Consider the following 25427-nt stretch of genomic DNA (forward strand, 5'->3'; position numbering starts at 1 on the left):
TTTTTCGAATGGACGTGACCAACGTGGACTTCACCTGGTGCGGGGAAGAGGTGAAGTCCACGTTCACGAGGTGAGGGTCTGGCGCTGACGGCCGGGTGGGAGACTGACCTCATGCTGCGTTGGTTGACCGCTGGGGAGTCGCACGGCCGGGCACTGGTGGCGATCCTCGAGGGGTTGCCGGCCGGTGTCGAGGTGACCACGTCCGATGTCGCCGCCGCGCTCGCGCGGCGCAGGCTCGGCTACGGGCGCGGGGCGCGCATGTCGTTCGAGCAGGACGAGGTGACGTTCGTCGGGGGCATCAGGCACGGGCGCACCCTCGGCAGCCCGGTCGCGATCCAGGTGGGCAACACGGAGTGGCCGAAGTGGGAGACGGTGATGGCCGCCGACCCCGTCGACCCCGCGGCGCTCGAAGGGCTCGCCCGCAATGCTCCGCTGACCCGGCCGCGGCCCGGTCACGCCGATCTCGTCGGCATGCAGAAGTACGGCTTCGACGACGCGCGCCCGGTGCTCGAACGCGCGAGCGCGCGCGAGACGGCGGCACGGGTCGCGCTCGGCGAGGTCGCGCGGCGGTTCCTGCGGCAGGTGGGCGGCGTCGACCTGACCAGCCACGTCGTCGAGCTCGGCACCGTCGCGGTGCCGCCCGGCACCGTGCCGGCACCCGGCGACCGGGCGCGCGTCGACGACGATCCCATGCGCTGCGCCGACGCCGACACGAGCAAGCTCATGGTGGCGGAGGTCGACGCCGCCAAGTCCGACGGCGACACGCTCGGCGGCATCGTCGAGGTCGTCGTGCACGGGCTGCCGCCCGGCCTGGGCAGCCACACCCACTGGGACCGCCGGCTCGACGCGCGGCTCGCCGGCGCGCTGATGGGCATCCAGGCGATCAAGGGCGTCGAGGTCGGCGACGGCTTCGACGTCGCGCGCAGCCGTGGGTCGCAGGCCCACGACGAGATCGTCAACACCGACGACGGCATCCGCCGCGCCTCCGGCCGGTCGGGCGGCACCGAGGGCGGCATGACCACCGGTGAGCTGCTCCGCGTCCGTGCGGCGATGAAGCCCATCTCCACGGTGCCGCGCGCCCTGCGCACCGTCGACGTGGCCACCGGCGAGCAGGCCACCGCCATCCACCAGCGCAGCGACGTCTGCGCCGTGCCGGCGGCCGGTGTGGTCGCCGAGGCGATGGTCGCGCTCGTCCTCGCCGACGCCGCACTGGAGAAGTTCGGCGGCGACTCCGTCGCCGAGGTCGCGCGTAACCTGGTGGGATACCGCGACAACCTCGCCATCCGCTGAGCCGGCTCGGGAGAGCGAGGCCCCGGCGTCCGGCGGGGCACGCGTCGTGAGATCCTGTCTACTACTGAGTGTGAACGAGAAGGTACGAACAGTGGGCGACATCGGGACCCTCGGGGACGACAGCGCCGTTGCCGCACGGACGGCCCCTCGCCTCGTGCTCGTCGGCCCGCCGGGCGCGGGCAAGACGACCGTCGGCGAGCTCCTCGCCGACCGGCTCGACCTCGGCTTCCGCGACACCGACACCGACGTCGAGGCGCGCGCCGGCAAGCCGGTCGCCGAGATCTTCGTGTCGGACGGCGAGCCGACGTTCCGGAGTATGGAGCGCGAGGCCGTCGCCGAGGCGTTGCGGAGCCACACCGGGGTGCTGGCGCTCGGCGGCGGTGCGGTGCTCGACGAGAGCACGCGCAGGGCGTTGGACGGCCACACCGTGGTCTTCCTCGACGTCACGCACGCGGCGGCGGCGCACCGGGTCGGACTCGACACCGCCCGTCCGCTGCTCCTGGTCAACCCGCGCAGCACCCTGCGCCGGTTGCTCGACGAGCGGCGACCGCAGTACGAAGAAGTGGCGACGGCTGTCGTGCCCACGGCGGACGCCAGCCCCGCCGAGGTCGTCGAGGCCTGCCTCGCGGTCCTCGGTGACCCACTGCGCTAGCCGCCGAAGGCAGTAGACACTGCGCTAGCCGCCGAAGGCAGTAGATACAGGAGCTCGGGCGTGAACGAGAGAGGCAAGACGTGACCACCACACGGATTCCGGTCGGCGGCGAGCGGCCGTACGACGTCCTCGTCGGCAGCGACATCCTCGACGAGCTGCCGGCGACCTTCGGCGACGGGGTGCGGCAGGTCGCCGTGGTGACCACCGGTTCCGCGCGGGCGACGGCCGACAAGGTGACCCAACTGCTGCAGGACGCCGATCTGCGCACGTCGCGCATCGAGATCCCCGACGCCGAGGCGGGCAAGGACATCTCCGTCGCCGCCATGTGCTGGAACCGGCTCGGCGAGCAGAACTTCACCAGGTCCGACTGCGTGGTGGCCGTCGGCGGGGGAGCGGTGACCGACCTGGCGGGCTTCGTCGCGGCCTCGTGGCTGCGCGGCATCCGCGTGGTGCACGTGCCCACCTCCCTCCTCGGCATGGTCGACGCCGCGGTCGGCGGCAAGACCGGTATCAACACCTCCGCCGGCAAGAACCTCGTCGGCGCGTTCCACCCGCCGGCGGCCGTCCTGTGCGACCTCGACGCCCTGCGCACGCTGCCGCGCGAGCACTACGTCGCCGGGCTCGCCGAGGTGGTGAAGGCCGGGTTCATCGCCGATCCGGCGATCCTCGACCTGATCGAGCACGACCCCAAGGCCGCGACCCAGTCGACCGGCCCCGTCGCGCGGGAGCTGGTCGAGCGCGCGATCACGATGAAGGCCGAGGTCGTGTCGGCCGACCTGCGCGAGCAGGGCAGGCGGGAGACGCTCAACTACGGCCACACCCTCGGTCACGCGATCGAGCGCAACGAGCAGTACCGGTGCAAGCACGGCCACGCCGTCTCCGTCGGCATGGCCTACGCCGCCGAGCTGGCCAAGCGCGCCGGCATCCTCGACGAGGTGACGGCGAAGCGCCACGTCACGGTCCTGGAGTCACTCGGCCTACCCACGCACTACCGGGCCAAGGCATGGGCGCGGCTGCACGACACGATGCGCATCGACAAGAAGGCGCGCGGCGACAAGCTCCGCTTCGTCGTCCTGTCCGCCGTCGGCGAGACCGAGATCCTCGAGGACCCGGCGCCCGAGCTGCTCGAGCAGTCGTACGCGGTGGTCGGTCGCTGATGAGCGCATGACACGCGTCCTGGTACTGAACGGCCCCAACCTCGGGCGGCTCGGCTCGCGTGAGCCCGATGTCTACGGCAGCACGTCGCTCGCCGACCTCGTGGCGTTCTGCGAGAAGCTCGGCGGCGAGCTGGGACTCGACGTCGAGGTCAGGCAGACCGACGACGAGGCGGAGCTCGTCGGCTGGCTGCACGAGGCCGCCGACGGGCGCCTCCCCGTGGTGCTCAACCCCGCGGCGTTCACCCACTACTCCTACGCCCTGCGCGACGCCTGCGCCCAGCGCACGGCCGCGCTCGTCGAGGTCCATTTGACCAACCCCGCCACGCGCGAGGAGTTCCGGCACCTCTCCGTCGTCGCCGCCGTGGCGACCGGTACCGTCGCCGGGTTCGGTCTGCGGTCCTACGAACTCGCCCTGCGAGCGGTCGCGGCCGAACCGGGAACGTAGGCGTCCGCGCCCACGTCGCAGGCCCGGCACGAACGTGGTAGCACGAGGGGAGCAGAGGGACATGACGACCAAGGTCTCGTGGCACCGGATGGCGATCGGGCAGCTGCGGTTCCCGCCGGTGTGCGTGACGACCGGTCAGCCGGCCGTCCAGGGTACGAAGATCTGGTTCCAGAACGCGGTGGCGCGCTGGGCGCCCCGCGGCATCGTCTCGCTGATCCTCGCGGTGCAGAACCGCCCCGTCATGCTCGAGCTCCCGGTGAGCGCGGAGACCGGCGCCAAGGTGCGCAACGCGCGGATCTTCGTGCTCGTCGGCGTGCTCGGCGGTCTCGCCCTGGCGTTCGGCGGGGCCATCCTGGCGAACCGGCTGCTCGGCGGCACGATCGGCGGGATCGTCTTCGTCCTCGGAATCCTGTGTGCCGTCGGCAGCGGTGTCTTCGGGCAGATCGCGATGGACGTGTTCGGCACCAACGTCGACCGCGACTGGTTGTCGATGAGCAAGGCGCACCCGGCGTTCGTCCACGCGCTGCTGCAGCTGAACCCGCCCGGCATGGTGCTCGTCGACGGCGTCGCTCCCGGTGCTCCGCAACAGCAGGGCGGCTACGCGCAGCAGCTTCCCCCCGGCCCGCAGCAGGCGCCCCCCTACCAGCAGCCGCAGTACCAACAGCCCCAGTACCAACAGCCGCAGTACCAGCAGCCCCAGTACCAACAGCCCCAGTACCAGCAGCCGCAGTACGGGCAGCCGCCGTACCCGCAGGCGCCACAGCAGTACGGGCAGCAGCCACCGCGCTAGCCCCGACCGTGAGGTCCGAGACGCGCGGTATGCCCGTCGTGCGCCACCGATTTCGGCGGGGACTGGGACATGCGGTAGTCGACGGGTTACGGTGTCGGGTACCGATTTCGGGTGTCGAGAGGCGGTCCCGTGCTGCATGCCGGCGACGTCGCCTGCCCGATCGCGGGCACGGTGCGCTGAACGCCCGTGCACGGGGACGAGAGGTAGAGGAAGGCGGCCACATGGGTTCGGGGCCCAACCACGCGGTCAGGAGAGATCGACTCCGGGTGTTGCTCGCGCAGCGAGACGTCGAGGCGGCGGTCGTCACCAGACTGGTGAACGTCAGATACCTGTCCGGGTTCACCGGCTCCAACGCCGCCCTGGTCGTGCGGGAGAACGGCGCCGACGTCCTCGTCACCGACGGACGCTATGGCGACCAGGCCCGCACCGAGGCACCCGACCTCGAGCTGTTCGTCGACTATCCCGCCCGTACCGGCATCCGTCTCCCGATCGCGGTGCACGCGGTGGAACGGCTCGGCACGACGGGTGAGCGGCGGGTCGCGTTCGAGGACCACGACGTCACCGTCTCGACGCACCGCGCGATGGTCACCGCGTCCGCGCGCACCGAGCTCGTGTCCCTCGACCGGGGCGTCGAGGAGCTGCGCATGGTGAAGGACGACATCGAGCTCGCGGCCCTGCGCAAGGCGTGCGCCATCACCGACCAGGCGCTGGGCGACCTGCTGCCGAGCGTCCACGAGGGCATGACCGAGCGCGACGTGGCCCGCCGCCTCGACGCCAAGATGCGCGAGTACGGCGCCGACGCGCCCGGCTTCGCGACGATCGTGGCGAGCGGGCCGCACTCGGCGATCCCGCACCACCAGCCCACCGACCGGCTGCTGGAGCGCGGCGACCTGGTGAAGATCGACTTCGGTGCGCGGTACGCCGGCTACCACGCCGACGAGACGCGCACGTTCGTGGTCGGCGTCGCCGCGGGCTGGCAGAAGGAGATCCACCAGCTCGTGCAGGCCGCCCAGCAGGCCGGTCGCGACGCCCTCGGCCACGACGTGCCGGCTAAGGACGTCGACGCCGCCAGTCGCGGCGTGATCACCGAGGCGGGCTACGGCGACCGGTTCACCCACGGCCTGGGACACGGCGTCGGACTCGAGATCCACGAGGACCCGTTTCTGGGCTACAGCGCGACGGCTACACTGGCGAACCGGATTCCCGTCACCGTCGAACCGGGCGTCTACCTGACCGGACGTGGCGGTGTACGCATCGAGGACACCGTCCTCGTGGGCGCGGAGGGCGCGGAGTCCCTGACCCGAACCGACCGCGATCTCGTCGTCCTCGGCTGAGGCGCGGTCCCACCAGAGCGCAGGAGACAGCACAGCTGTGGCCACGACCAATGACCTGAAGAACGGCATGACACTCAACATCGACGGCGCGCTGTGGAACGTCGTCGAGTTCCAGCACGTGAAGCCCGGCAAGGGCGGTGCGTTCGTCCGCACCAAGCTCAAGAACGTCACGTCGGGCAAGGTCGTCGACAAGACGTTCAACGCGGGCGTGAAGGTCGACGTGGCGACGGTCGACAAGCGGGGGATGCAGTACCTCTACCGCGACGGCGCCGACTTCGTCTTCATGGACACCGAGACGTACGACCAGATCTTCGTCTCGTCCGACACCGTCGGTGACGCGGCGAACTTCATGCTCGAGAGTCAGGAGGCGACCGTGGCGATGCACGGCGGTACGCCGCTCTACCTCGACCTGCCCGCGGCGGTCGAGCTGGCGATCGAGTACACCGAGCCCGGCCTGCAGGGTGACCGGTCGAGCGGGGGCACCAAGCCCGCGCGGCTCGAGACCGGCGCGGAGATCCAGGTGCCGCTGTTCGTCACCACCGGTGAGCGCGTGAAGGTCGACACCCGGACGGGCGAGTACATCTCCCGCGTGTCCAACTGATGCCGCCGCGGTCGGAGGTCGGCGCGCGGGGCAAGGCGCGTAAGCGGGCGATCGACGTACTCTTCGAGGCCGACGTCCGCGGCATCGACGCGCTGGGGCTGCTGGCCGACCGCGTCGTCACCGGCGACCCGCCGATCCCCGAGTACGCGGTCGCGCTCGTCGAGGGCGTGGCGGCGCACCGTGCACGCCTCGACGGGCTCATCGCCGAGCACGCCGTCGACTGGACGCTCGACCGGATGCCTGCAGTCGACCGCAACGTGCTGCGGCTCGGCGCGTACGAGCTGCTCTACGCCGACGACGTGCCCGACGGCGTCGCGATCGCCGAGGCCGTGCGCCTGGTGCGGGAGCTGTCGACCGACGACTCGCCGGCCTTCGTCAACGGCCTGCTGGCGACCCTGCTGAACCTCAAGCCGTCACTGACGCTCTGAGCCGAACCCCGGCCGGGGACCCCAGCCGGTGCCGGGACCCCCGCTGGGGACCCCACATGGTGCCAGGACCCCCGCTGGGGACCCCAGGTGGCGCCGGAGGTCGAGCACGAGACCGCCCCCGGGCCCGGCCTTCGCGGGAGACAGGCCAGAGCCGGGGGCGGGCGTACGTAGCCCTCAGAGGGTCTCGGTGATCGTCTGCGCCTCGTCGTTGAGCACTCCCCAGCCGATGAGCTGGGTGACGAGGGAGGACGGCTCGAGGTCGTAGATCACCGAGAGGGCCCGCAGGTCTTCGCTGCGGATGGTGAGGACCCGGCCGTTGTAGTCGCCCCGCTGGTGCTGGATGGCGGCGATGTAGCGGGCGAGCGGTCCCGACTGGTCCTGGGGGAGGGAGGACAGCTTGCCCAGGTCGATGACCAGCTTGGGTGGACGGTCGGCGACGCCGTTGCTCGGGTGACCGCCGGGCAGCAGCTCGGAGATCGGTACGCCGTAGAACTCCGCGAGCTCCGCGAGCTTGTGCACGGTGACGGCACGGTCACCGCGCTCGTACGACCCGACGACGACGGCCTTCCATCGCCCGTGGGACTTCTCCTCCACCCCGTGCAGGGAGAGCCCCTGCTGCTGCCGAATGGCACGCAGTCGCGCGCCGAGTGATTTTCCGTAGTCTGACATTCCGGTCCTTTCCCCGTCACTGGACCTCGGTCCCGATGACCGGCAGACCCAAACCCCGAGTGACTACTCACAGTGACCGTAAGTATGACCGCGACCGGGGTCAAGGGATGCATGTAACCCGACGATCCGTGATTTATCGCCTACAGAGAGACAACGAGAGTAGTCGCTGTCAGTCACGGGTTAGTGACAATTACTGACGGCGAGTCTGCGCGGGGCGCAGCACGCGGGGTGCTAACGTGATTGGTTGACCAGGGGATCTCCGCGACGGTGACAGCCGTCGCGAATCCACGCCGGCATCCTTTAAGGCCCGTCCCGTGAGGCGGGGAAGGAGACTGTCGTGAGCAGTGACGTCTTGAGCAGTGGCCGGGTCGTCCTCGAAGGATCGGACATCCGGCGGGCGCTCACCAGGATCGCGCACGAGGTCGTCGAACGTGCCAAGGGTGGCACCGACGTGGTGCTGCTCGGCATCCCGACCCGCGGCGTCGATCTCGCCCGGCGGCTCGCCGAACGCATCGCCGGGGTCGAGGGCGTCGAGGTGCCCGTCGGGTCGCTCGACCCCACCATGTACCGCGACGACCTGCGGTTGCGTCCCGCCCGGCCGCTCGAGCACACCGAGGAGCCCGAGGGCGGGGTCGAGGGCAAGCTCGTGGTCCTCGTCGACGACGTGCTCTTCTCCGGACGCACGGTCCGCGCCGCGCTGACCGCCCTTGAGGACCTCGGCCGGCCACGGGCCGTGCAGCTCGCCGTGCTCGTCGACCGCGGTCACCGGGAGCTGCCGATCCGCCCCGACTACGTCGGCAAGAACCTCCCCACGGCGCGCACCGAGACGGTCCGGGTGCTGCTCGCCGAACGTGACGGGCACGACGCCGTGCTCATCGAGCACGAGGCGACGGAGGACGCACGGTGAACCGGCACCTGATCTCCGCCGGCGACCTGAGCCGCGACGACGCCCTCCTCGTCCTCGACACCGCCGCGGAGCTCGCGCAGGTGGCGAGCCGCCCGGTCAAGAAGCTGCCGACGCTGCGCGGCCGTACCGCGGTCAACCTGTTCTACGAGGACTCCACCCGCACCCGCACCTCCTTCGAGGTCGCGGCGAAGCGGCTCTCCGCCGACGTCATCAACTTCTCGGCCAAGGGTTCGAGCGTGGCCAAGGGCGAGAGCCTCAAGGACACCGCGCTCACCCTCGAGGCGATGGGCGCCGACGCCGTCATCGTCCGGCACGGGGCGTCGGGCACCCCACTGCGGCTCACCAACTGGATCCGCGGCAGTGTCGTCAACGCCGGCGACGGCACCCATGAGCACCCGACCCAGGCGCTGCTCGATGCGTACACGATGCGCACCAGGCTCGACCGGCTGGAGGGCCTGTCGGTCGTGATCGTGGGCGACGTGCTGCACAGCCGGGTCGCGCGCTCCAACGTGCTGCTGCTCGCCACGCTCGGCGCCGACGTCACGGTGGTCGGGCCGCCCACGCTGCTGCCGGTCGGCGTCGACACCTGGCCGTGCCACACGTCGTACGACCTCGACTCGGTGCTGCCGAAGTGCGACGTCGTCATGATGCTGCGGGTGCAGCAGGAACGGATGCACGCCGCGTTCTTCCCCAGCGCGCGCGAGTACAGTCGGCGCTACGGGCTCGACGCCCGGCGCATGGCCACGCTGCCTGACCACGCGATCGTGATGCACCCGGGACCGATGAACCGCGGCATGGAGATCGCGGCCGAGGTCGCCGACTCGGTGAGGTCCACGATCACCGAGCAGGTCGCCAACGGCGTCTCGGTGCGGATGGCGGTGCTGTACCTGCTGCTCGGGGGCGCGGAGCCCGCGATCGGTGTCACGGACATCGACACGGAAGGTGCTGACGCGTGAGCGGCGAAACCTACCTGCTGCGCGGCGTCGCGCCGCTCGGCGCGGAGCCGACCGACCTGCTGCTCGTCGACGGGCGCATCGCCGAGGTCGGCAGCGGCCTGGACGCCGGCGGCGCGCGCGTGGTCGACGGTGACGGGCTGGTCGCCCTGCCTGGCCTCGTCGACCTGCACACGCACCTGCGCGAACCGGGCCGCGAAGACGCCGAGACCGTCGAGACCGGCACGCTCGCCGCCTCGCTCGGCGGCTACACCGCGGTCTTCGCCATGCCTAACACCGAGCCGTGCGCCGACACCGCGGGCGTCGTCGAGCAGGTCTGGCGGCTCGGCCGCGAGGCGGGTCACTGCGACGTCCGTCCGATCGGCGCGGTGACCGTCGGCCGTGCGGGGGAGCGGCTCGCCGAGCTCGGCGCGATGGCCGACTCCGCGGCCGGCGTCACGATGTTCAGCGACGACGGCGACTGCGTGTCCGACGCGGTGCTGATGCGGCGCGCGCTGGAGTACGTGAAGGCGTTCGGCGGCGTCGTCGCGCAGCACGCGCAGGAGCCGCGCCTCACCGAGGACGCGCAGATGAACGAGAGCGCCCTGTCCGGCGTGCTCGGCCTGCAGGGCTGGCCGGCGGTGGCCGAGGAGGCCGTGATCGCCCGCGACGCGCTGCTCGCCGGGCACGTGCGCTCGCGGGTGCACGTCTGCCACGTCTCGACGGCCGGCTCGGTCGAGATCATCCGGTGGGCCAAGAGCAAGGGCTGGGACGTCACGGCCGAGGTCACGCCGCACCACCTCGTGCTCACGGAGGACCTCGTGCGCACGTACGACCCGCTCTTCAAGGTCAACCCGCCGCTGCGCGGCGACGACGACGTCCTGGCCCTGCGCGAAGGCCTCGCCGACGGCACGATCGACTGCGTCGCGACCGACCACGCCCCGCACTCGCTGGAGTACAAGGAGGCCGAGTGGCCGGGCGCCGCGCCGGGAATGCTCGGCCTGGAGACAGCGCTGGCGGTCGTCCAGGAGGCGATGGTCGACACCGGCCTGCTCGACTGGGCCGGCGTCGCCGACCGCATGTCCGCGCGACCCGCCGTGATCGGCCGGCTGCCCGAGCACGGCAGGCCGCTCGCCGCGGGCGAGCCCGCCAACGTGGTGCTGTACGACCCGGCGGCCGCGTACACCCTCGACCCGGCGCAGCTGGCGTCGCGCAGCCGCAACACGCCGTACGCCGGTCGGGAGATGTCCGGACGCGTGGTCGCGACGTTCCTGCGCGGCAGGCCGACGGTGCTCGACGGGAAGCCGGCGTGAGAGAGTCGGTCAGAGGAGGCGGGTCGCTGTGAACCTCCTGCCGCTCCTCGCGATGGTGCTCGGCGCGGTCGTGCTCGTCCTCTTCGTGGCGCTGCTGTTCGTCCGGCCGGGCTGGTTGCGGTCGCGGCGGGCACCCGCCCCGATCGCGCCGCTGTCGTCGCCGCCGACGTATCCCCGCGCGCTGCGGGCTCCCGCGGAAGGCGGCTATCTCGGCACCGTGCGCGTGTCGGACGGGTCGGCGGTCCGGATCCACGGGCTCGGCGGGCGCGGCCGGGTGAAGCTCGTGCTCGCGGCCGAGGGGCTCGTGCTGGAGCGCCGCGGCACCAACGACCTGCTCGTCGACGAGCAGGAGCTCGGCGGCGGAGAGGTACGCGAGGGGGTGCTGGTGGTGCGCTGGACACACGGCGGCGTCGCGCTGGAGACGTCGATCCGGCTCGACCCGACGGGCGACACCGCCGGCTGGGCGAGGAGCCTGCGGCAGATGGGAATCGGAACGTGACCGACACGACGGGCGGCGCCGTCCTCGTCCTCGAGGACGGCCGGGTGTTCCGCGGCGAGCCGTACGCCGCCGTCGGGGAGACGTTCGGCGAGATCGTCTTCTCGACCGGCATGACCGGCTACCAGGAGACGCTCACCGACCCGTCGTACCACCGGCAGATCGTCGTGATGACCGCGCCACACGTCGGCAACACCGGTGTGAACGACGACGACCCCGAGTCGGGACGGGTCTGGGTGGCGGGCTACGTGCTGCGCGACCCGGCGCGGCGCGCGTCCAACTGGCGGTCGACGGGCGACCTGGAGGACCACCTGCGCGCGCAGCGGGTCGTCGGCATCAAAGCCGTCGACACCCGTGCGCTCACCAGGCACCTGCGCGAACGCGGCGCGATGCGCGCCGGCGTTTTCAGCGGCGACAGCTCCGCGCAACCGGTCGAGGCACTGCGCGACCGGGTGCTCGCCAGCCCCGGCATGGTCGGCGCGCAGCTGTGCGAGGAGGTGTCGACGGAGGCCGCGTACGTCGTGCCTGCCCTCGACACCAGGCGGCTGCGGATCGCCGCCCTCGACCTCGGCATCAAGGCGATGACCCCGCGCCGCATGGCCGAGCGCGGCATCGAGACCCACGTGCTGCCCGCGACCGCCGGCCTCGACGACGTGCTCGCGGTCGAGCCCGACGGCGTGTTCCTGGCCAACGGACCCGGCGACCCCGCGACCGCCGACGCCCAGGTCGAGGTCGTCAAGCGGCTGCTCGAACGCCGGGTGCCGATCTTCGGCATCTGCTTCGGCAACCAGGTGCTCGGCCGGGCGCTCGGGTTCGGCACCTACAAGCTCAGGTACGGCCACCGCGGCATCAACCAGCCGGTCCAGGACCGCACCACCAGACGGGTCGAGGTCACGGCGCACAACCACGGCTTCGCCGTCGACGCGCCTCTCGACGGCCCGGCCGACACGCCGTACGGCCGCGCCGAGGTCAGCCACGTGTGCCTCAACGACGACGTCGTCGAAGGGCTCCGCTGCCTCGACGTGCCGGCCTTCTCCGTCCAGTACCACCCGGAGGCGGCCGCGGGCCCACACGACGCCGCGTACCTGTTCGACCGGTTCACCGAGCTGATGGAGAGGGGTGGCGATGCCCAGGCGGGCTGACCTCTCCAGCGTCCTCGTCATCGGGTCCGGCCCGATCGTCATCGGCCAGGCCGCGGAGTTCGACTACTCCGGCACCCAGGCCTGCCGCGTGCTGCGGTCCGAGGGACTGCGGGTGAGCCTGGTCAACAGCAACCCGGCGACGATCATGACCGACCCGGAGTTCGCCGACGCCACGTACGTCGAGCCGATCACTCCCGACGTCGTCGAGCAGGTGATCGCCAAGGAGCGCCCCGACGCCGTGCTCGCCACCCTCGGCGGCCAGACTGCGCTCAACACCGCGGTCGCGCTGCACGAGAGCGGCGTGCTGGAGAAGTACGGCGTCGAGCTGATCGGCGCGTCGATCGAGGCGATCCAGGCGGGGGAGAACCGCGAGCGGTTCAAGGAGATCGTCGCGGCGATCGGCGCCGAGAGCCCGGGCAGCCGCGTGTGCCACACCCTCGACGAGTGCCTCGCCGCGGCGCAGGAGCTGCACTACCCGGTGGTCGTCCGGCCGTCGTTCACCCTCGGCGGCACCGGCTCTGGCATGGCGCACTCCGAGGAGCACCTGCGGCGCATGGCGTCGGCCGGGCTGCAGGCGAGCCCGACGACCGAGGTGCTGATCGAGGAGAGCGTGCTCGGCTGGAAGGAGTACGAGCTCGAGCTCATGCGCGACCACCATGACAACGTCGTGGTCGTCTGCTCGATCGAGAACATCGACCCGATGGGCGTGCACACCGGCGACTCCGTCACCGTCGCGCCGGCGATGACACTCACCGACCGCGAGTACCAGCACATGCGCGACGTCGGCATCGCGGTGATCCGCGCGGTGGGAGTCGACACCGGCGGCTGCAACATCCAGTTCGCGATCCACCCCGGCACCGGGCGCATGGTCGTCATCGAGATGAACCCGCGGGTGTCGCGTTCCAGCGCGCTCGCGTCCAAGGCCACCGGCTTCCCGATCGCCAAGATCGCGGCGCGGCTCGCCATCGGCTACACGCTCGACGAGATCCCCAACGACATCACCAAGGAGACGCCAGCCAGCTTCGAGCCGACGCTCGACTACGTCGTCGTCAAGGCGCCGCGGTTCGCGTTCGAGAAGTTCCCCGGCGCCGACCCGGAGCTGACCACGCACATGAAGTCGGTCGGCGAGGCGATGGCGATCGGGCGCTGCTTCACCGAGGCGCTGCAGAAGGCACTGCGCTCGCTGGAGCGCGCCGAGGCGACCTTCTCCTGGGTGGGGGAGCCCGGAGACCGTGCGGCGCTCCTGGAGGCCGTGCGCACCCCGCACGACGGACGGCTGGCCACCATGCAGCAGGCGCTGCGCGCCGGTGCCACCCTCGACGAGCTGTTCGACGCCACCCACATCGACCCGTGGTTCCTCGACCAGATCGTGCTGCTCGACGAGGTCGCGACCGAGCTGCGCGACGCCCGCGACCTCGACGCGGCGTTGATCCGGCGGGCGAAGCGGCACGGCTTCAGTGACGCCCAGATCGCCGGCATCCGCGGCATCGACGAGATGCTCGTCCGCGCGCTGCGGCAGGCGCTCGGCGTCCGCCCGGTGTACAAGACGGTCGACACGTGCGCGGCCGAGTTCGCGGCGCGCACGCCGTACCTCTACTCGAGCTATGACGAGGAGTCCGAGGTCCCCGAGGGCGACCGGCGCAAGGTGATCATCCTCGGTTCGGGGCCGAACCGGATCGGGCAGGGCATCGAGTTCGACTACTCCTGCGTGCACGCCTCGATGGCGCTGCAGGACGCCGGCTTCGAGACCGTCATGGTCAACTGCAACCCCGAGACCGTCTCCACCGACTACGACACCAGCGACCGGCTGTACTTCGAGCCGCTCACCCTGGAGGACGTCCTCGAGGTCGTGCACGCCGAGCGGCAGACCGGTGAGCTCGTGGGCGTCATCGTGCAGCTGGGCGGGCAGACGCCGCTCGGCCTGGCCAAGGCGCTGGAGCAGGCCGGGGTGCCGATCGTCGGCACGTCCCCCGACGCGATCCACCTGGCCGAGGACCGCGGCGCGTTCGGTCACGTGCTCGCCGCCGCCGAGCTGCCCGCGCCCAAGCACGGCACCGCGTCGTCGTTCGGCGAGGCCAAGGGCATCGCCGACGAGATCGGCTACCCGGTGCTCGTCCGGCCGTCGTACGTCCTCGGCGGCCGCGGTATGGAGATCGTGTACGACGACGAACGGCTCGAGTCCTATCTCGCGAGTGCGACCGAGGTCTCGCCGGAGCGTCCCGTGCTCGTCGACCGGTTCCTCGACGACACGATCGAGATCGACGTCGACGCGCTCTACGACGGCGACGAGCTCTACCTCGGCGGGGTGATGGAGCACATCGAGGAGGCCGGCATCCACTCCGGCGACTCGGCGTGCGCGCTGCCGCCGACGACACTCGGCCAGGAGATCATCGGGCGGATCAGGGAGTCGACCGAGGCGATCGCGCGGGGTGTCCGGGTCCGCGGCCTGCTCAACGTGCAGTACGCCCTGTCGAGCGACGTGCTGTACGTCCTGGAGGCCAACCCGCGCGCGTCCCGCACGGTGCCGTTCGTGTCGAAGGCGACGGCCGTGCCGCTCGCCAAGGCGGCGGCCCGCGTGATGCTCGGCGCGAGCATCGCCGACCTGCGCGGCGAGGGCATGCTGCTGCCGAGCGGCGACGGCGGCGACCTTCCGCTCGACGCGCCGATCGCGGTCAAGGAGGCGGTGCTGCCCTGGGGCAGGTTCCGCGGCGTCGACACGGTGCTCGGTCCCGAGATGCGGTCGACGGGCGAGGTCATGGGCATCGACGCGCAGTTCGGCACGGCGTTCGCGAAGTCGCAGGTGGCGGTCTACGGCCACCCGATGCCGACGTCCGGCCGGGTGTTCGTGTCGGTCGCCAACCGCGACAAGCGGTCGATGGTGTTCCCGGTCAGGCGGCTCGCCGACCTCGGCTTCGAGGTGCTCGCGACGCAGGGCACCGCGCAGGTGCTGCGCAGGCACGGCATCACCGCGACGGTGGTGCGCAAGCACAGCGAGGGCACCGGGCCCGACGGCGAGCCGACGATCGTGCGGCGGATCCTCGACGGCGAGGTCGACCTGATCGTCAACACGCCGTTCGGCAGCCCGGGCCACGGCGGCCCGCGCGTCGACGGCTACGAGATCCGCACGGCCGCGACGACGACGGGCGTGCCGTGCATGACCACGGTGCAGGGACTCGCGGCGGCCGTCGAGGGCATCGAGGCGACCGTGCGCGGGGAGATCGGCGTCCGCTCCCTGCAGGAGCACGCCGCAGCCCTGCGCGCCGCGACGGCGGAGGGGCCGGCAACGTGATCCCCCGGCCGGTGCAGCGCGAGGCGGAGGTCGTCGCCGTCGGTACGCGCGGCGCGTACCTGTCGCTGCGGCTGCGCACGCCGGAGTTCGCGGGATTCCTGCCCGGCCAGTTCGTCGCCGTCGCTGTCGGCGGCCGGCACACCGGCATGATGCTGCGGCGCTGCTTCTCGCTCTACGCGGGCGACGCCGGCGGCACGATCGAGTTCGTCTTCGCCACGCACGGCAAGGGCACCCGGTGGCTGGCCGAACGCCGTGCCGGCGACACGGTCGACGTCGTCGGACCGCTGGGCCGGCCGTTCCCGCTGCCGGAGACTCCCCGTGCGTGCGTCCTCGTCGGCGGCGGCTACGGCTCCGCGCCGCTGTTCGCGCTCGGTGCGGCACTGCGGGCCGGCGGTTCCGCGGCCCACCTCGTGGTCGGCGCGGCGTCCGCCGACCGGTTGTTCGCCGGCGACGACGCCGACCGGACCTTCGCCTCGGTCACGGTCACCACCGACGACGGGTCCGCCGGCACCAGGGGCATGGTCACCGACGTGCTGCCCGACCTGTTCGCCGCGAGCGGCGCCGCGCGCCTGTACGCGTGCGGGCCGATGGCCATGCTCGCGGCCTGCACGCGTGCGGCCGAGGCAGCGGGCGTGACGGCGTACACCGCGGTCGAGGAGGCCATGGCGTGCGGCGTCGGCGTCTGCATGACCTGCGTGCTGCCGGTGGTGGGCGACGACGGCGTCACCCGCATGACCCGGTCGTGCACCGAAGGGCCGGTGTTCCGTGGCGACCGGGTGCGCTGGGCCGACGTCGGCACCGTGCCCGCAGACACCTGGGGAGCGGGGGTCCATTAGTGATCGACATGCGCACACGACTCGGCTCGCTCGAACTGCCGGCGCCGATCCTCACCGCGTCGGGCTGCGCGGGCTACGGCAGGGAGCTCGCGCCGTACGTCGACCTCACCGCGCTCGGTGCCGTGGTCACCAAGTCGATCATGCTGCACCCGCGGTCGGGCCGGGCGACGCCGCGGATGGCCGAGACGCCGTCCGGCATGCTCAACTCGATCGGCCTGCAGGGCTCGGGGATCGACGCGTTCCTGGCCCACGACCTGCCGTGGCTCGCCGCGCAGGGAGCACGGGTCGTCGTCTCCGTCGCCGGCGGGTCTGCCGACGAGTACGTGGAGGTGGCGCGGCGGCTGCGCGGCGCGCCCGGCCTCGTCGCGCTCGAGGTCAACATCTCCTGCCCCAACGTCGAGAACCGCGGCCAGGTGTTCGCCTGCGACGCGGACGCCGCTGCCACGGTCGTGGCCGGCGTGCGCGAGGTCGCCGCGCCCGGCGTGCCCGTCCTCGCCAAGCTCTCCCCTGACGTGACCGACATCGTCGCGATCGCACGGTCGTGCGTCGCCGCCGGTGCCGACGGCCTGTCGATGATCAACACGTTGCTCGGCATGGTCATCGACGTCGACACGATGCGTCCCGTCCTCGCCGGCGTCACCGGCGGCCTGTCGGGCCCGGCGATCCGCCCGGTGGCCGTGCGCTGCGTCTGGCAGGTGCGCGCGGCGATGCCCGACGTCCCGATCCTCGCGATGGGCGGCGTGCGCCACGGCCTCGACGCCCTCGAGCTCGTCCTCGCCGGCGCGAACGCCGTGTCCGTCGGAACGGCCGTCTTCGGCGACCCGGGCGCGTGCCGCCGCGTCCACGACGAGCTCGCCGCCGCGCTCACCGAGCGCGGCTTCGCCACGTTCGCCGACGCCGTCGGCCACGCCCACCGCCCCCAACCCGCCGTCTCGGCGTCCGCAGAAAGGATGGTGCGCCAGTGACACGTGCACCCATCGCCGTCGCGCTCGACACCCACGACCTCGAGCTGGCGGCACGCTGGGCCGAGGCCGTGACACCGCAGGTGAGCACGCTCAAGATCGGTCTCGAGCTGTACCTGCGGCACGGTCCGCAGGTCTTCGCCAGCGTCCGCGGCGGCAGCGGCGTCGACATCTTCCTCGACCTCAAGCTGCACGACATCCCGGCCACGGTGGCCGGTGCCGCCCGCGCGGTCGCGTCCCTGCGGCCGACGTTCCTCACCGTGCACGCGAGCGGCGGCCCCACGATGATCCGCGCCGCGGTCGAGGCGCTGCCCGACACCAGGATCGCGGCCGTGACGGTGCTCACGTCACTCGACGACTCCGACCTCGACGAGATCGGCCTGATCGGCCCGCTGACCGACGCCGTCCGCCGGCTCTCGGTGCGCGCCGTCGAGGCCGGTGCGCGGGCGCTGGTCTGCTCGCCGCGCGAGGTCGCGTCCGTCCGCGCCGAGGTGGGCCCCGACATCGTCCTCGTCACCCCGGGTGTCCGTCCCGCAGGCACGGGCGCGCAGGACCAGGTCCGCATCGCCACCCCGGAGCAGGCCATCGCCGACGGCGCCGACCTGATCGTCGTCGGCCGCCCCATCACCGGCGCCGCCGACCCGGGAGCCGCCGCGGCGGCGCTGGCCAGCTCGCTGCGCCGCCTCCACCTGACCGCCTGAACACCGCGGGGTCACCCGTCAGGTCGCCACTCGGTAGGACTCGACGACGTTGACGTCGCGCAGGGGTTGCGGGGAGCAGCCGCCCATGACGTAGAGGCGGCCGGACACCGTGGCGACGCCCTGCCCGTGCCGGCTCGTGGGCATCGGGGGAGCCTCCTGCCAGCGGTCGTCGCTCGGACGGTAGGTCCAATGGTCGCCGTGGTGGAGGGCGTGCACCCGGCCGTCGTAGGTGCCGAGGCCGAAGTTGGCCAGCGGGCCCGGCAGGTCGGGGCCCTTCGTCCAGCGGCCGGTCGCGGGGTCGAGGACCTGGACGTCGCGGGTCTCGAGGTCGGCCGTGATGCCGCCGACCGCGTAGATCCTCCCGTCGAGGGCGACGGCGCGCAGGCTCGACTTCGCCTGCGGCAGGTCGGGACCCTTCGACCACGTCCCGGTGCGGGTGTCGAGGATCTCGACGGCGGTCGACGGTCCGTCGCCGTCGTCGCCGCCGATCGCGTACACGCGGTCACCGACGGCGACGGCGGCGAGCTCGTACCGCGGCGTCGGCAGGTCGGGCAGCCTGGTCCAGGTGCGACTGCCCGTGTCGAGGGCCGCCGCGGTGCCGGTGACGCGGGTGGGTGGACGCAGGCCGCCCATCGTGTAGATCACGCCGCCGACCGCGGCCGCGCCGACGGAGCTACGCGCCTCGGGCAGCGACGGTCCCTCCGACCAGGCATCGCCGCGTGGGTCGTAGACCTCGACCGAGTCGAGCAGGTTGCCGCGCTCGCCGGTCATCCCCCCGATCGCCCAGATCCGCCCACCGACGACGACGCTGCCGAAGTCGTCGCGCGGGGTGCCGAGCACCGCCTGGTCGCGCCAGGGACCCCTCGTCCGCGGCGAGGTGTCGTCGGACGAACCCGAACGGATCACGCCGGTGACGACGGTCGTCGCGGTCAGCACAGCGAGCACGACGATGCCGATGAGCAGGAGGCGACGGGTACGTCGCTCGTCGGCCAAGCGGACCTCCGGTGCATGCGGATCGGCGTGGATCTCACGGTGCATCCGCGTCATTCGGGCACGTTCGACGCGGTTCCGCACCCTATCCGGGACCGCGGAACGACGGCGCGACATACCCCACGTTGCCCTGCGCCGACTGGACTCGCTAGGTTCCCTTGAGGCCGGTCGCGAACCCGGTGGAAACGCACCGGCGTCGACGGCCGATGTTCAGGCGTCAGAACGAGCGAGACCGAGGTGACTGCGAGTGCCCCTCCCTTCTCTCACACCCGAGCAGCGGGCCGCCGCCCTGGAGAAGGCAGCTGCCGCCCGGCGGGCGCGCGCTGAGGTGAAGAACCGACTGAAGCACTCCGGTGCCACCCTTGCCGAGGTCATCCGCGAGGGTCAGCAGAACGAGGTCGTCGGCAAGATGAAGGTCGCCGCGTTGCTCGAGGCGCTGCCCGGCGTCGGCAAGGTGCGCGCCAAGCAGATCATGGAGCGCCTTGGCATCGCCGAGTCCCGCCGGGTGCGCGGTCTCGGCACCAACCAGGTCGCCGCGCTCGAGCGCGAGTTCGGTGCGGCCGACTGACCCACGCCTGGTCGTGCTGTCCGGCCCGTCAGGGGTCGGCAAGAGCACGGTCGTCGCGCGGCTCCGGCAGCACCACCCGGAGGTGTGGCTGTCGGTCTCGGTGACGACGCGCGCGATGCGCCCCGGCGAGGTCGACGGCGTCCACTACCGCTTCGTCGACGACGCCACGTTCGACGGCATGCGCGACCGCGACGAGCTGCTCGAGCACGCCGAGTTCGCGGGCAACCGGTACGGCACGCCGCGCGACCCGGTGCGCGAGCACCTCGGCGCGGGCGTGCCGACGCTGCTGGAGATCGACCTGCAGGGCGCCAGGCAGGTGCGCAGGTCGATGCCCGACGCACTCCAGGTGTTCCTCGCGCCGCCGTCGTGGGAGGAGCTCGTCCAGCGCCTCGTCGGACGCGGCACCGAGCCGCCGGACGTCGTCGAGAAGCGGCTCGCCCAGGCGCGGATCGAGCTCGCCGCGGAGTCCGAGTTCGACGTGACCCTGGTGAACACATCGGTGGGGGAGGTCTGCGACCGGCTGGTAGCCTTGTGGGGAATTCCCCACCGACCCGCCACCTGACCAGGTGGTCGGCGTCGCCACATCACACGGAAGGACCGCCTTGTCCGGTACCCAGCCGGTCGCCGAGGGCATCACCAACCCGCCCATCGACGAGCTGCTCCAGACCACGCCGAGCCGGTACCAGCTGGTGATCTTCGCCGCGAAGCGTGCGCGCCAGATCAACGCGTACTACTCGCAGCTCGGCGAGGGCCTGCTCGAGTACGTCGGCCCGCTCGTCGAGACCCACGTCCAGGAGAAGCCGCTGTCGATCTCGCTGCGCGAGATCCACGCCGGCCTGCTCGACACCGAGACGGTCGAGACTCCCGAGGACGACGCTCTCGCCGCCACCCGCAGCGAGTAGCGCCCCCCACTGCGCGTGTCCGGTGACGAAGGACGACCGCTGGTCGTCGTCGGGGTCGCGGGCGGCATCGCCGCCTTCAAGGCGTGCGCGCTGGTCCGCGCCTTCACCGAGTCCGGACACGACGTCCGCGTCGTGCCCACCGAGAGTGCGCTGCGGTTCGTCGGCGCCGCCACGTGGGAGGCGTTGACCGGTCACCCGGTCGCGACGGACGTCTGGCACGACGCGCACGAGGTGCCCCACGTACGCCTCGGTCAGCGCGCCGACCTGCTGGTGGTCGCCCCCGCGACCGCCAACACCCTCGCCCGCGCGGCCCACGGGCTCGCCGACGACCTCCTCACCAACACCCTGCTGACGGTGCGCTGTCCGGTCGTCGTCGCTCCCGCGATGCACACCGAGATGTGGGAGCACCCCGCGACGGTCGCCAACGTCCGCACCCTGCGGGAGCGCGGCGTGCTCGTCCTCGACCCCGCGCGCGGCCGCCTCACCGGCGCCGACTCCGGACCCGGACGGCTGCCCGAGCCCGAGGAGATCTTCGCCGTCGCCCGCGCCGCGCTCGACCGCGGACGGGTGACCCACGACCTCGCCGGCACCCGGGTGCTCGTGACCGCGGGCGGCACCCGCGAGGCGCTCGACCCGGTGCGCTTCCTCGGCAACAGGTCGAGCGGGCGGCAGGGGTACGCGTTCGCGCAGACCGCGTGGGCCCGCGGCGCAGACGTCGTGCTGGTGACCGCCTCGACCGGCCTGCCCGACCCGGCCGGGGCCACGGTGGTCAGGGTCGAGAGCACCGAGGAGATGCGCGACGCCGTCCAGCGGCACGTCCGTGACGTCGACGCCGTCGTGATGGCCGCGGCGCCCGCCGACTTCCGCCCGGTCGAGGTCGCCACGAGCAAGATCAAGAAGACCGACGACGACCCGGCGGCGGTCCGCCTCACCCGCACGCCCGACATCCTCGCCGAGCTGGGCGCGCACCGTCCGGCCGGCCTGCGGGTCCTGGTCGGCTTCGCGGCGGAGACCGACGACGCGGTCGCCAACGGACGCAAGAAGCTCGCGCGCAAGCGCTGCGACCTGCTCGTCGTCAACGAGGTCGGCGGCGGTCGCGGCTTCGAGTCGGCCGACAACGCCGCCGTCGTCCTCGGCGCCGACGGGTCGGAGACCGAGATCGAGGAGTCCGCCAAGACCGCGCTCGCGGATCGGGTGTGGGACCTCGTCGTGGAGCGTCTCACCGGCTGAGCGACGCCTACAGGCCGTGAGCGACCACGCCGGTCGGGGCCGTGACCAGCGTCAACTGCTGTGACCGGTGTCATTTCGGGGTACCGCCCGTCGAACGGCGGTTCTGTGTGCGCGGCGCTCTCGGTAGACTCTGCCCGGACCGAAGCCAACTCCTTGGAGGAAATACTCGTGTCCAGTCGTCTATTCACGTCGGAATCCGTCACCGAGGGCCACCCGGACAAGATCTCGGACCAGGTGAGCGACGCGATCCTCGACGCTCTGCTCGAGCAGGATCCCAGGAGCCGCGTCGCCGTCGAGACCATGATCACCACGGGCCAGGTGCACGTCGCCGGCGAGGTGACGACCAAGGCGTACGCCGAGATCCCGCAGATCGTGCGCGACACCGTGCTCGGCATCGGCTACGACTCCTCGAGCAAGGGCTTCGACGGCGCGTCGTGCGGCGTCTCGATCTCGATCGGCTCGCAGTCGCCGGACATCGCGCAGGGCGTCGACACCGCGTACGAGGGTCGCGCCGAGGGCTCGGTCGACCCGATCGACCTGCAGGGCGCCGGTGACCAGGGCATGATGTTCGGCTTCGCGTGCAGCGAGACCGAGCAGCTCATGCCGCTGCCGATCCAGCTCGCGCACGAGCTGGCCAGGCAGCTCTCCAAGGTGCGCAAGGACGGCCTGGTGCCGTACCTGCGTCCCGACGGCAAGACCCAGGTCACGGTCGAGTACGACGGCCTGACCCCGGTACGCCTCGACACCGTCGTCGTGTCGTCGCAGCACGCCGCCGACATCGACCTCGACTCGCTGCTCACCCCCGACGTCCGCCAGCACGTCGTGGAGCCCATCCTCGAGCGGTTCGCGATCGACTCGACCGGCTACCGGCTGTTCGTCAACCCGACCGGCAGGTTCGAGATCGGCGGCCCGATGGGCGACGCCGGGCTCACCGGCCGCAAGATCATCGTCGACACCTACGGCGGCTACGCGCGGCACGGCGGCGGCGCGTTCTCCGGCAAGGACCCGTCCAAGGTCGACAGGTCCGCCGCGTACGCCATGCGCTGGGTCGCCAAGAACATCGTCGCCGCGGGCCTCGCCGAGCGGTGCGAGGTGCAGATCGCGTACGCGATCGGCAAGGCGCACCCCGTCGGCCTGTTCGTCGAGACGTTCGGCACCGAGCAGATCCCCGTCGACCAGATCGAGAAGGCCGTGGGCGAGGTGTTCGACCTGCGCCCCGGCGCGATCGTCCGCGACCTCGACCTGCTCCGGCCGATCTACAAGGGCACCGCGGCGTACGGTCACTTCGGCCGCACCGACCTCGATGTGACCTGGGAGCGCACCGACCGCGCCGACCAGCTGCGGTCCTTCCTCGGCGTCTGACCCACCCTTCCGCTCCACCGTCGTGCCTGCGCCCCACACGAAAGTGGGGCGTAGGCGCGACGTAAGCGCGCGCCTGTCCACTGGGATCCGACAGCAGGGCACGAGGCCCTGCCGGCGGAGGGGACGGCATGACCAAGGGGGTATGGGGGCTCCTGTGGAAGCGGCGGGGCCGGGGTCGGGGGCGTCAGGTAGAACGGACCCGTGACCGGATCCGAGGCCGAACAGCTGGCGCTGGTCCGCGACCGGAGCAGGCGGTCGCGGACCAAGCCGGCCGTGGAGGCCGCCGCCGAGCGTCCGGTGGCGCGGGTGGCGGTCGACATGTCGCTCGCGCACCTCGACCGGCCTTTCGACTACCTCGTGCCTGCCCGCTTCGCCGACGACTGCGTCCCCGGCTGCCGGGTGCGCGTGCGGTTCGCGGGCGCGCTGGCCGACGGCTACGTCCTCGAACGGGTCGAGCGCAGCGAGCACGAGGGCCGGCTGGCGTTCCTCGACCGCGTGGTGTCGGCGGAGCCGGTGCTCTCGCCGGAGGTCGCGGCCGTGGCGCGGGCCGTCGCCGACAGGTACGCGGGCAGCCTCGCCGACGTGTTGCGGCTCGCCGTCCCACCCCGGCACGCGAAGGTGGAGGCCGAGCCCCCGGCCGGCGCAGCCCGGCCCGAGGAGGTCGGCGAGTCGCCGGCGGCGGAGTCGTGGCGGCGGTACGTCGCGGGTGCGGCGTTCCTGCGCGGCCTCGCGGAGGGGCGCGCGGTGCGTGCTGTCTGGGACGCTTTGCCAGGCGAGGACTGGCCCGCCGCGATCGCGGCGGCCGCCGTCAGCACCGCGGGCGGAGGTCGCGGCGTCCTCGTGGTGGTGCCCGACCACCGTGACCTCGACCGGGTCGACGCCGCGATGGTTGCCACCCTCGGCACCGGCCGGCACGTCGTGCTGACCGCGGAGCTCGGGCCGGCCGAGCGCTACCGGCGGTGGCTCGCCGTTCGCCGCGGCACGGTGCGGGTCGCGGTCGGCACCCGGGCGGCGATGTTCGCGCCGGTCCACGACCTCGGTCTCGTCGTGTGCTGGGACGACGGCGACGACCTGCATGCGGAGCCGCGTGCCCCGTACCCGCACGTCAGGGAGGTGCTGTGCACCCGCGCGCACCTGCAGGGCGCGTCCGCGCTGATCGGCGGCTTCGCGCGGACGGCCGAGGCGACCCTGCTCGTCCGGACGGGCTGGGCACAGGTGGTCGCCGGCGCCCGCGCGGAGGTGCGGGAGCGCATGCCGGCGGTCCGCGCCGCTGGCGACGACGCCGAGCTGGCGCGTGACCCAGGGGCGCGCAGCGCGCGGCTGCCGCACCTCGCGTGGCGCACGGCACACGAGGCACTCGAGCACGGGCCGGTCCTGGTGCAGACGCCACGACGCGGGTACGTCCCCGCGCTGGCGTGCGCGCGCTGCCGCACCGGCGCCCGTTGTCCGCACTGCGCCGGCCCGCTCGCCGCGGACCGCGAGGGAGGCAGGCCGGCGTGCCGCTGGTGCGGCCGCCCGGTCACGCGCTGGGCATGCGGGTCGTGCGGCGGCACCGGGCTGCGGGCGGTGGTCGTCGGCGCCGCGCGCACCGCCGAGGAGCTCGGCCGTGCCTTCCCCGGCGTCACCGTGCGGGTGAGCGGCGGCGACTCGGGCGTCCTCGCCGAGGTGTCGGCCACGCCGCAGCTCGTCGTCGCCACACCGGGGGCTGAGCCGGTCGCGGCGCAGGGCTACGCGGCCGCGCTGCTGCTCGACGGCTGGGCGCTGCTCGGCCGCGCCGACCTGCGGGCGGGCGAGGAGACGTTGCGCCGCTGGGCCAACGCGTGCGCGCTCGTCCGGTCGGGTGGCAGCGGCGGGCGGGTCGTCGTGCTGGCCGAGAGCACCCTCCGACCGGTCCAGTCGCTGATGCGGTGGGACACCGCGGGCTTCGCCGACCGTGAGCTGGCCGAGCGCGAGGAGATGCGGTTCCCACCCGCGGTCAGGGCCGCCGTGGTCAGCGGTGACCCGTCCGCCGTCGACGAGCTGCTGCGCATCGAGGGCATGCCGGCGGTGGTCGACGTGCTCGGCCCGGTCCCCGTGCCGGCGCGCGACGGCGCCGACCACGTCCGGGCCGTCGTGCGGGTGCCGCGCGCCGAGGGTGCGGCGCTCGCCCGCGCCCTGCACGCGGGTCTCGCCGTCCGGAGCGCCGCGAAGAAGCCGGGTACCGCGCGCGTCCAGGTCGATCCCCAGGAGCTGCTCTAGGTGGGATCCGTACTTCACCTCGTGACGGTGGACTTCACCTCGTCCCGGCACAGGGTGAAGTCCCCGTTGATCACGTCAACCACTGGGGGACCCTGGCGGGCCATCCCCTACGGGTGAAAAGTAGGGGGTGGCCCGCGGTGTCCCTGGCGACGGCGTGATCACAACGGTGCGGTAGAGCCCGCACGTCAACCTG

The 25427-nt window shown here is 72.5% G+C and carries 25 protein-coding genes; 23 read left to right on the top strand and 2 right to left on the bottom strand.

The window, feature by feature from the left end:
* The first annotated feature begins 114 nt into the window (after positions 1-114).
* From aroC to nusB, 8 genes are all read left to right on the top strand, one after another.
* Positions 115-1290 carry a chorismate synthase gene (aroC, locus tag GEV10_15520; GenBank protein ID MQA79865.1) on the top strand — a complete coding sequence of 392 codons (1176 nt, stop codon included), beginning with the start codon at positions 115-117 and terminating at the stop codon, positions 1288-1290.
* A 100-nt stretch (positions 1291-1390) separates the two neighbouring features.
* Positions 1391-1942 carry a shikimate kinase gene (locus GEV10_15525; GenBank protein MQA79866.1) on the top strand — a complete coding sequence of 184 codons (552 nt, stop codon included), beginning with the start codon at positions 1391-1393 and terminating at the stop codon, positions 1940-1942.
* Positions 1943-2022: 80 nt separating this feature from the next.
* Entirely contained in the window at positions 2023-3099 is a 1077-nt protein-coding gene (locus tag GEV10_15530) for a 3-dehydroquinate synthase (GenBank protein MQA79867.1), read from the top strand.
* 7 nt (positions 3100-3106) lie between these two features.
* Positions 3107-3544 carry a type II 3-dehydroquinate dehydratase gene (gene aroQ / locus GEV10_15535; GenBank protein MQA79868.1) on the top strand — a complete coding sequence of 146 codons (438 nt, stop codon included), beginning with the start codon at positions 3107-3109 and terminating at the stop codon, positions 3542-3544.
* Between the two features lie 61 nt (positions 3545-3605).
* Positions 3606-4334, top strand: a complete 729-nt coding sequence (locus GEV10_15540) for a hypothetical protein (GenBank protein MQA79869.1) — start codon at positions 3606-3608, stop codon at positions 4332-4334.
* Positions 4335-4555: 221 nt separating this feature from the next.
* On the top strand, positions 4556-5668 hold the full coding sequence (locus GEV10_15545) for a M24 family metallopeptidase (protein MQA79870.1): 1113 nt from the start codon (positions 4556-4558) through the stop codon (positions 5666-5668).
* A gap of 37 nt (positions 5669-5705) precedes the next feature.
* On the top strand, positions 5706-6269 hold the full coding sequence (gene efp / locus GEV10_15550) for an elongation factor P (protein MQA79871.1): 564 nt from the start codon (positions 5706-5708) through the stop codon (positions 6267-6269).
* A complete protein-coding gene (gene nusB / locus GEV10_15555) occupies positions 6269-6697 on the top strand; it encodes a transcription antitermination factor NusB (protein ID MQA79872.1) in 429 nt (142 codons plus the stop codon). Before efp ends, nusB begins: the two co-directional genes overlap by 1 nt.
* A gap of 174 nt (positions 6698-6871) precedes the next feature.
* Here nusB and GEV10_15560 read toward each other — a convergent pair whose 3' ends face one another.
* Positions 6872-7366, bottom strand: coding sequence for a helix-turn-helix domain-containing protein (locus GEV10_15560; GenBank protein ID MQA79873.1), 495 nt, complete (start codon positions 7364-7366; stop codon positions 6872-6874).
* A 337-nt stretch (positions 7367-7703) separates the two neighbouring features.
* On the opposite strand from GEV10_15560, the gene pyrR reads away from it, so the two are divergent.
* The 9 genes from pyrR to pyrF all read left to right on the top strand — a co-directional run bounded on the left by pyrR (position 7704) and on the right by pyrF (position 17944).
* Positions 7704-8273 (top strand): bifunctional pyr operon transcriptional regulator/uracil phosphoribosyltransferase PyrR, encoded by a 570-nt coding sequence (pyrR, locus tag GEV10_15565; GenBank protein ID MQA79874.1) that lies wholly within the window; start codon positions 7704-7706, stop codon positions 8271-8273.
* Positions 8270-9229 carry an aspartate carbamoyltransferase catalytic subunit gene (locus GEV10_15570; GenBank protein MQA79875.1) on the top strand — a complete coding sequence of 320 codons (960 nt, stop codon included), beginning with the start codon at positions 8270-8272 and terminating at the stop codon, positions 9227-9229. The genes pyrR and GEV10_15570 overlap by 4 nt, the downstream gene beginning before the upstream one ends.
* Entirely contained in the window at positions 9226-10518 is a 1293-nt protein-coding gene (locus tag GEV10_15575) for a dihydroorotase (GenBank protein ID MQA79876.1), read from the top strand. The genes GEV10_15570 and GEV10_15575 overlap by 4 nt, the downstream gene beginning before the upstream one ends.
* A gap of 28 nt (positions 10519-10546) precedes the next feature.
* Positions 10547-11017: a hypothetical protein gene (locus tag GEV10_15580; GenBank protein ID MQA79877.1), complete on the top strand. Its 471-nt coding sequence runs from the start codon at positions 10547-10549 to the stop codon at positions 11015-11017.
* Complete coding sequence (gene carA, locus GEV10_15585; GenBank protein MQA79878.1) at positions 11014-12156, top strand: glutamine-hydrolyzing carbamoyl-phosphate synthase small subunit; 1143 nt, start codon at positions 11014-11016, stop codon at positions 12154-12156. The genes GEV10_15580 and carA overlap by 4 nt, the downstream gene beginning before the upstream one ends.
* Positions 12140-15445: a carbamoyl-phosphate synthase large subunit gene (gene carB / locus GEV10_15590; protein ID MQA79879.1), complete on the top strand. Its 3306-nt coding sequence runs from the start codon at positions 12140-12142 to the stop codon at positions 15443-15445. The genes carA and carB overlap by 17 nt, the downstream gene beginning before the upstream one ends.
* Positions 15446-15591: 146 nt before the next feature.
* Positions 15592-16281 (top strand): dihydroorotate dehydrogenase electron transfer subunit, encoded by a 690-nt coding sequence (locus GEV10_15595; GenBank protein ID MQA79880.1) that lies wholly within the window; start codon positions 15592-15594, stop codon positions 16279-16281.
* A gap of 8 nt (positions 16282-16289) precedes the next feature.
* On the top strand, positions 16290-17246 hold the full coding sequence (locus tag GEV10_15600; GenBank protein MQA79881.1) for a dihydroorotate dehydrogenase: 957 nt from the start codon (positions 16290-16292) through the stop codon (positions 17244-17246).
* On the top strand, positions 17243-17944 hold the full coding sequence (gene pyrF, locus GEV10_15605; protein MQA79882.1) for an orotidine-5'-phosphate decarboxylase: 702 nt from the start codon (positions 17243-17245) through the stop codon (positions 17942-17944). Before GEV10_15600 ends, pyrF begins: the two co-directional genes overlap by 4 nt.
* Positions 17945-17962: 18 nt before the next feature.
* On the opposite strand, the gene GEV10_15610 is transcribed toward pyrF, so the two are convergent.
* Positions 17963-19051 carry a hypothetical protein gene (locus tag GEV10_15610; GenBank protein ID MQA79883.1) on the bottom strand — a complete coding sequence of 363 codons (1089 nt, stop codon included), beginning with the start codon at positions 19049-19051 and terminating at the stop codon, positions 17963-17965.
* A 130-nt stretch (positions 19052-19181) separates the two neighbouring features.
* On the opposite strand from GEV10_15610, the gene GEV10_15615 reads away from it, so the two are divergent.
* From GEV10_15615 to GEV10_15640, 6 genes are all read left to right on the top strand, one after another.
* On the top strand, positions 19182-19502 hold the full coding sequence (locus GEV10_15615; GenBank protein ID MQA79884.1) for a 30S ribosomal protein S13: 321 nt from the start codon (positions 19182-19184) through the stop codon (positions 19500-19502).
* Positions 19489-20064: a guanylate kinase gene (locus GEV10_15620; protein ID MQA79885.1), complete on the top strand. Its 576-nt coding sequence runs from the start codon at positions 19489-19491 to the stop codon at positions 20062-20064. Before GEV10_15615 ends, GEV10_15620 begins: the two co-directional genes overlap by 14 nt.
* 40 nt (positions 20065-20104) lie before the next feature.
* The gene (locus GEV10_15625) at positions 20105-20404 is read left to right on the top strand and encodes a DNA-directed RNA polymerase subunit omega (GenBank protein MQA79886.1); all 300 of its coding nucleotides are present in this window, start codon (positions 20105-20107) and stop codon (positions 20402-20404) included.
* Positions 20405-20419: 15 nt separating this feature from the next.
* Entirely contained in the window at positions 20420-21634 is a 1215-nt protein-coding gene (gene coaBC / locus GEV10_15630; protein MQA79887.1) for a bifunctional phosphopantothenoylcysteine decarboxylase/phosphopantothenate--cysteine ligase CoaBC, read from the top strand.
* 168 nt (positions 21635-21802) lie between these two features.
* Complete coding sequence (locus GEV10_15635) at positions 21803-22996, top strand: methionine adenosyltransferase (GenBank protein ID MQA79888.1); 1194 nt, start codon at positions 21803-21805, stop codon at positions 22994-22996.
* Between the two features lie 318 nt (positions 22997-23314).
* Positions 23315-25234: a primosome assembly protein PriA gene (locus GEV10_15640; GenBank protein ID MQA79889.1), complete on the top strand. Its 1920-nt coding sequence runs from the start codon at positions 23315-23317 to the stop codon at positions 25232-25234.
* Positions 25235-25427 lie beyond the last annotated feature (193 nt).

It is taken from the genome of Streptosporangiales bacterium, assembly GCA_009379955.1.
Classification (GTDB): domain Bacteria; phylum Actinomycetota; class Actinomycetes; order Streptosporangiales; family WHST01; genus WHST01.

Coding starts and splice junctions, on each gene's coding strand:
- aroQ (MQA79868.1), top strand. CDS start 3,107: ATGACACGCGTCCTGGTACTGAACGGCCCCAACCTCGGGCGGCTCGGC.
- GEV10_15540 (MQA79869.1), top strand. CDS start 3,606: ATGACGACCAAGGTCTCGTGGCACCGGATGGCGATCGGGCAGCTGCGG.
- GEV10_15545 (MQA79870.1), top strand. CDS start 4,556: ATGGGTTCGGGGCCCAACCACGCGGTCAGGAGAGATCGACTCCGGGTG.
- nusB (MQA79872.1), top strand. CDS start 6,269: ATGCCGCCGCGGTCGGAGGTCGGCGCGCGGGGCAAGGCGCGTAAGCGG.
- GEV10_15560 (MQA79873.1), bottom strand. CDS start 7,366: ATGTCAGACTACGGAAAATCACTCGGCGCGCGACTGCGTGCCATTCGG.
- carB (MQA79879.1), top strand. CDS start 12,140: ATGCCCAGGCGGGCTGACCTCTCCAGCGTCCTCGTCATCGGGTCCGGC.
- GEV10_15595 (MQA79880.1), top strand. CDS start 15,592: ATGATGCTGCGGCGCTGCTTCTCGCTCTACGCGGGCGACGCCGGCGGC.
- GEV10_15600 (MQA79881.1), top strand. CDS start 16,290: ATGCGCACACGACTCGGCTCGCTCGAACTGCCGGCGCCGATCCTCACC.
- GEV10_15610 (MQA79883.1), bottom strand. CDS start 19,051: ATGTCGCGCCGTCGTTCCGCGGTCCCGGATAGGGTGCGGAACCGCGTC.
- GEV10_15640 (MQA79889.1), top strand. CDS start 23,315: ATGTCGCTCGCGCACCTCGACCGGCCTTTCGACTACCTCGTGCCTGCC.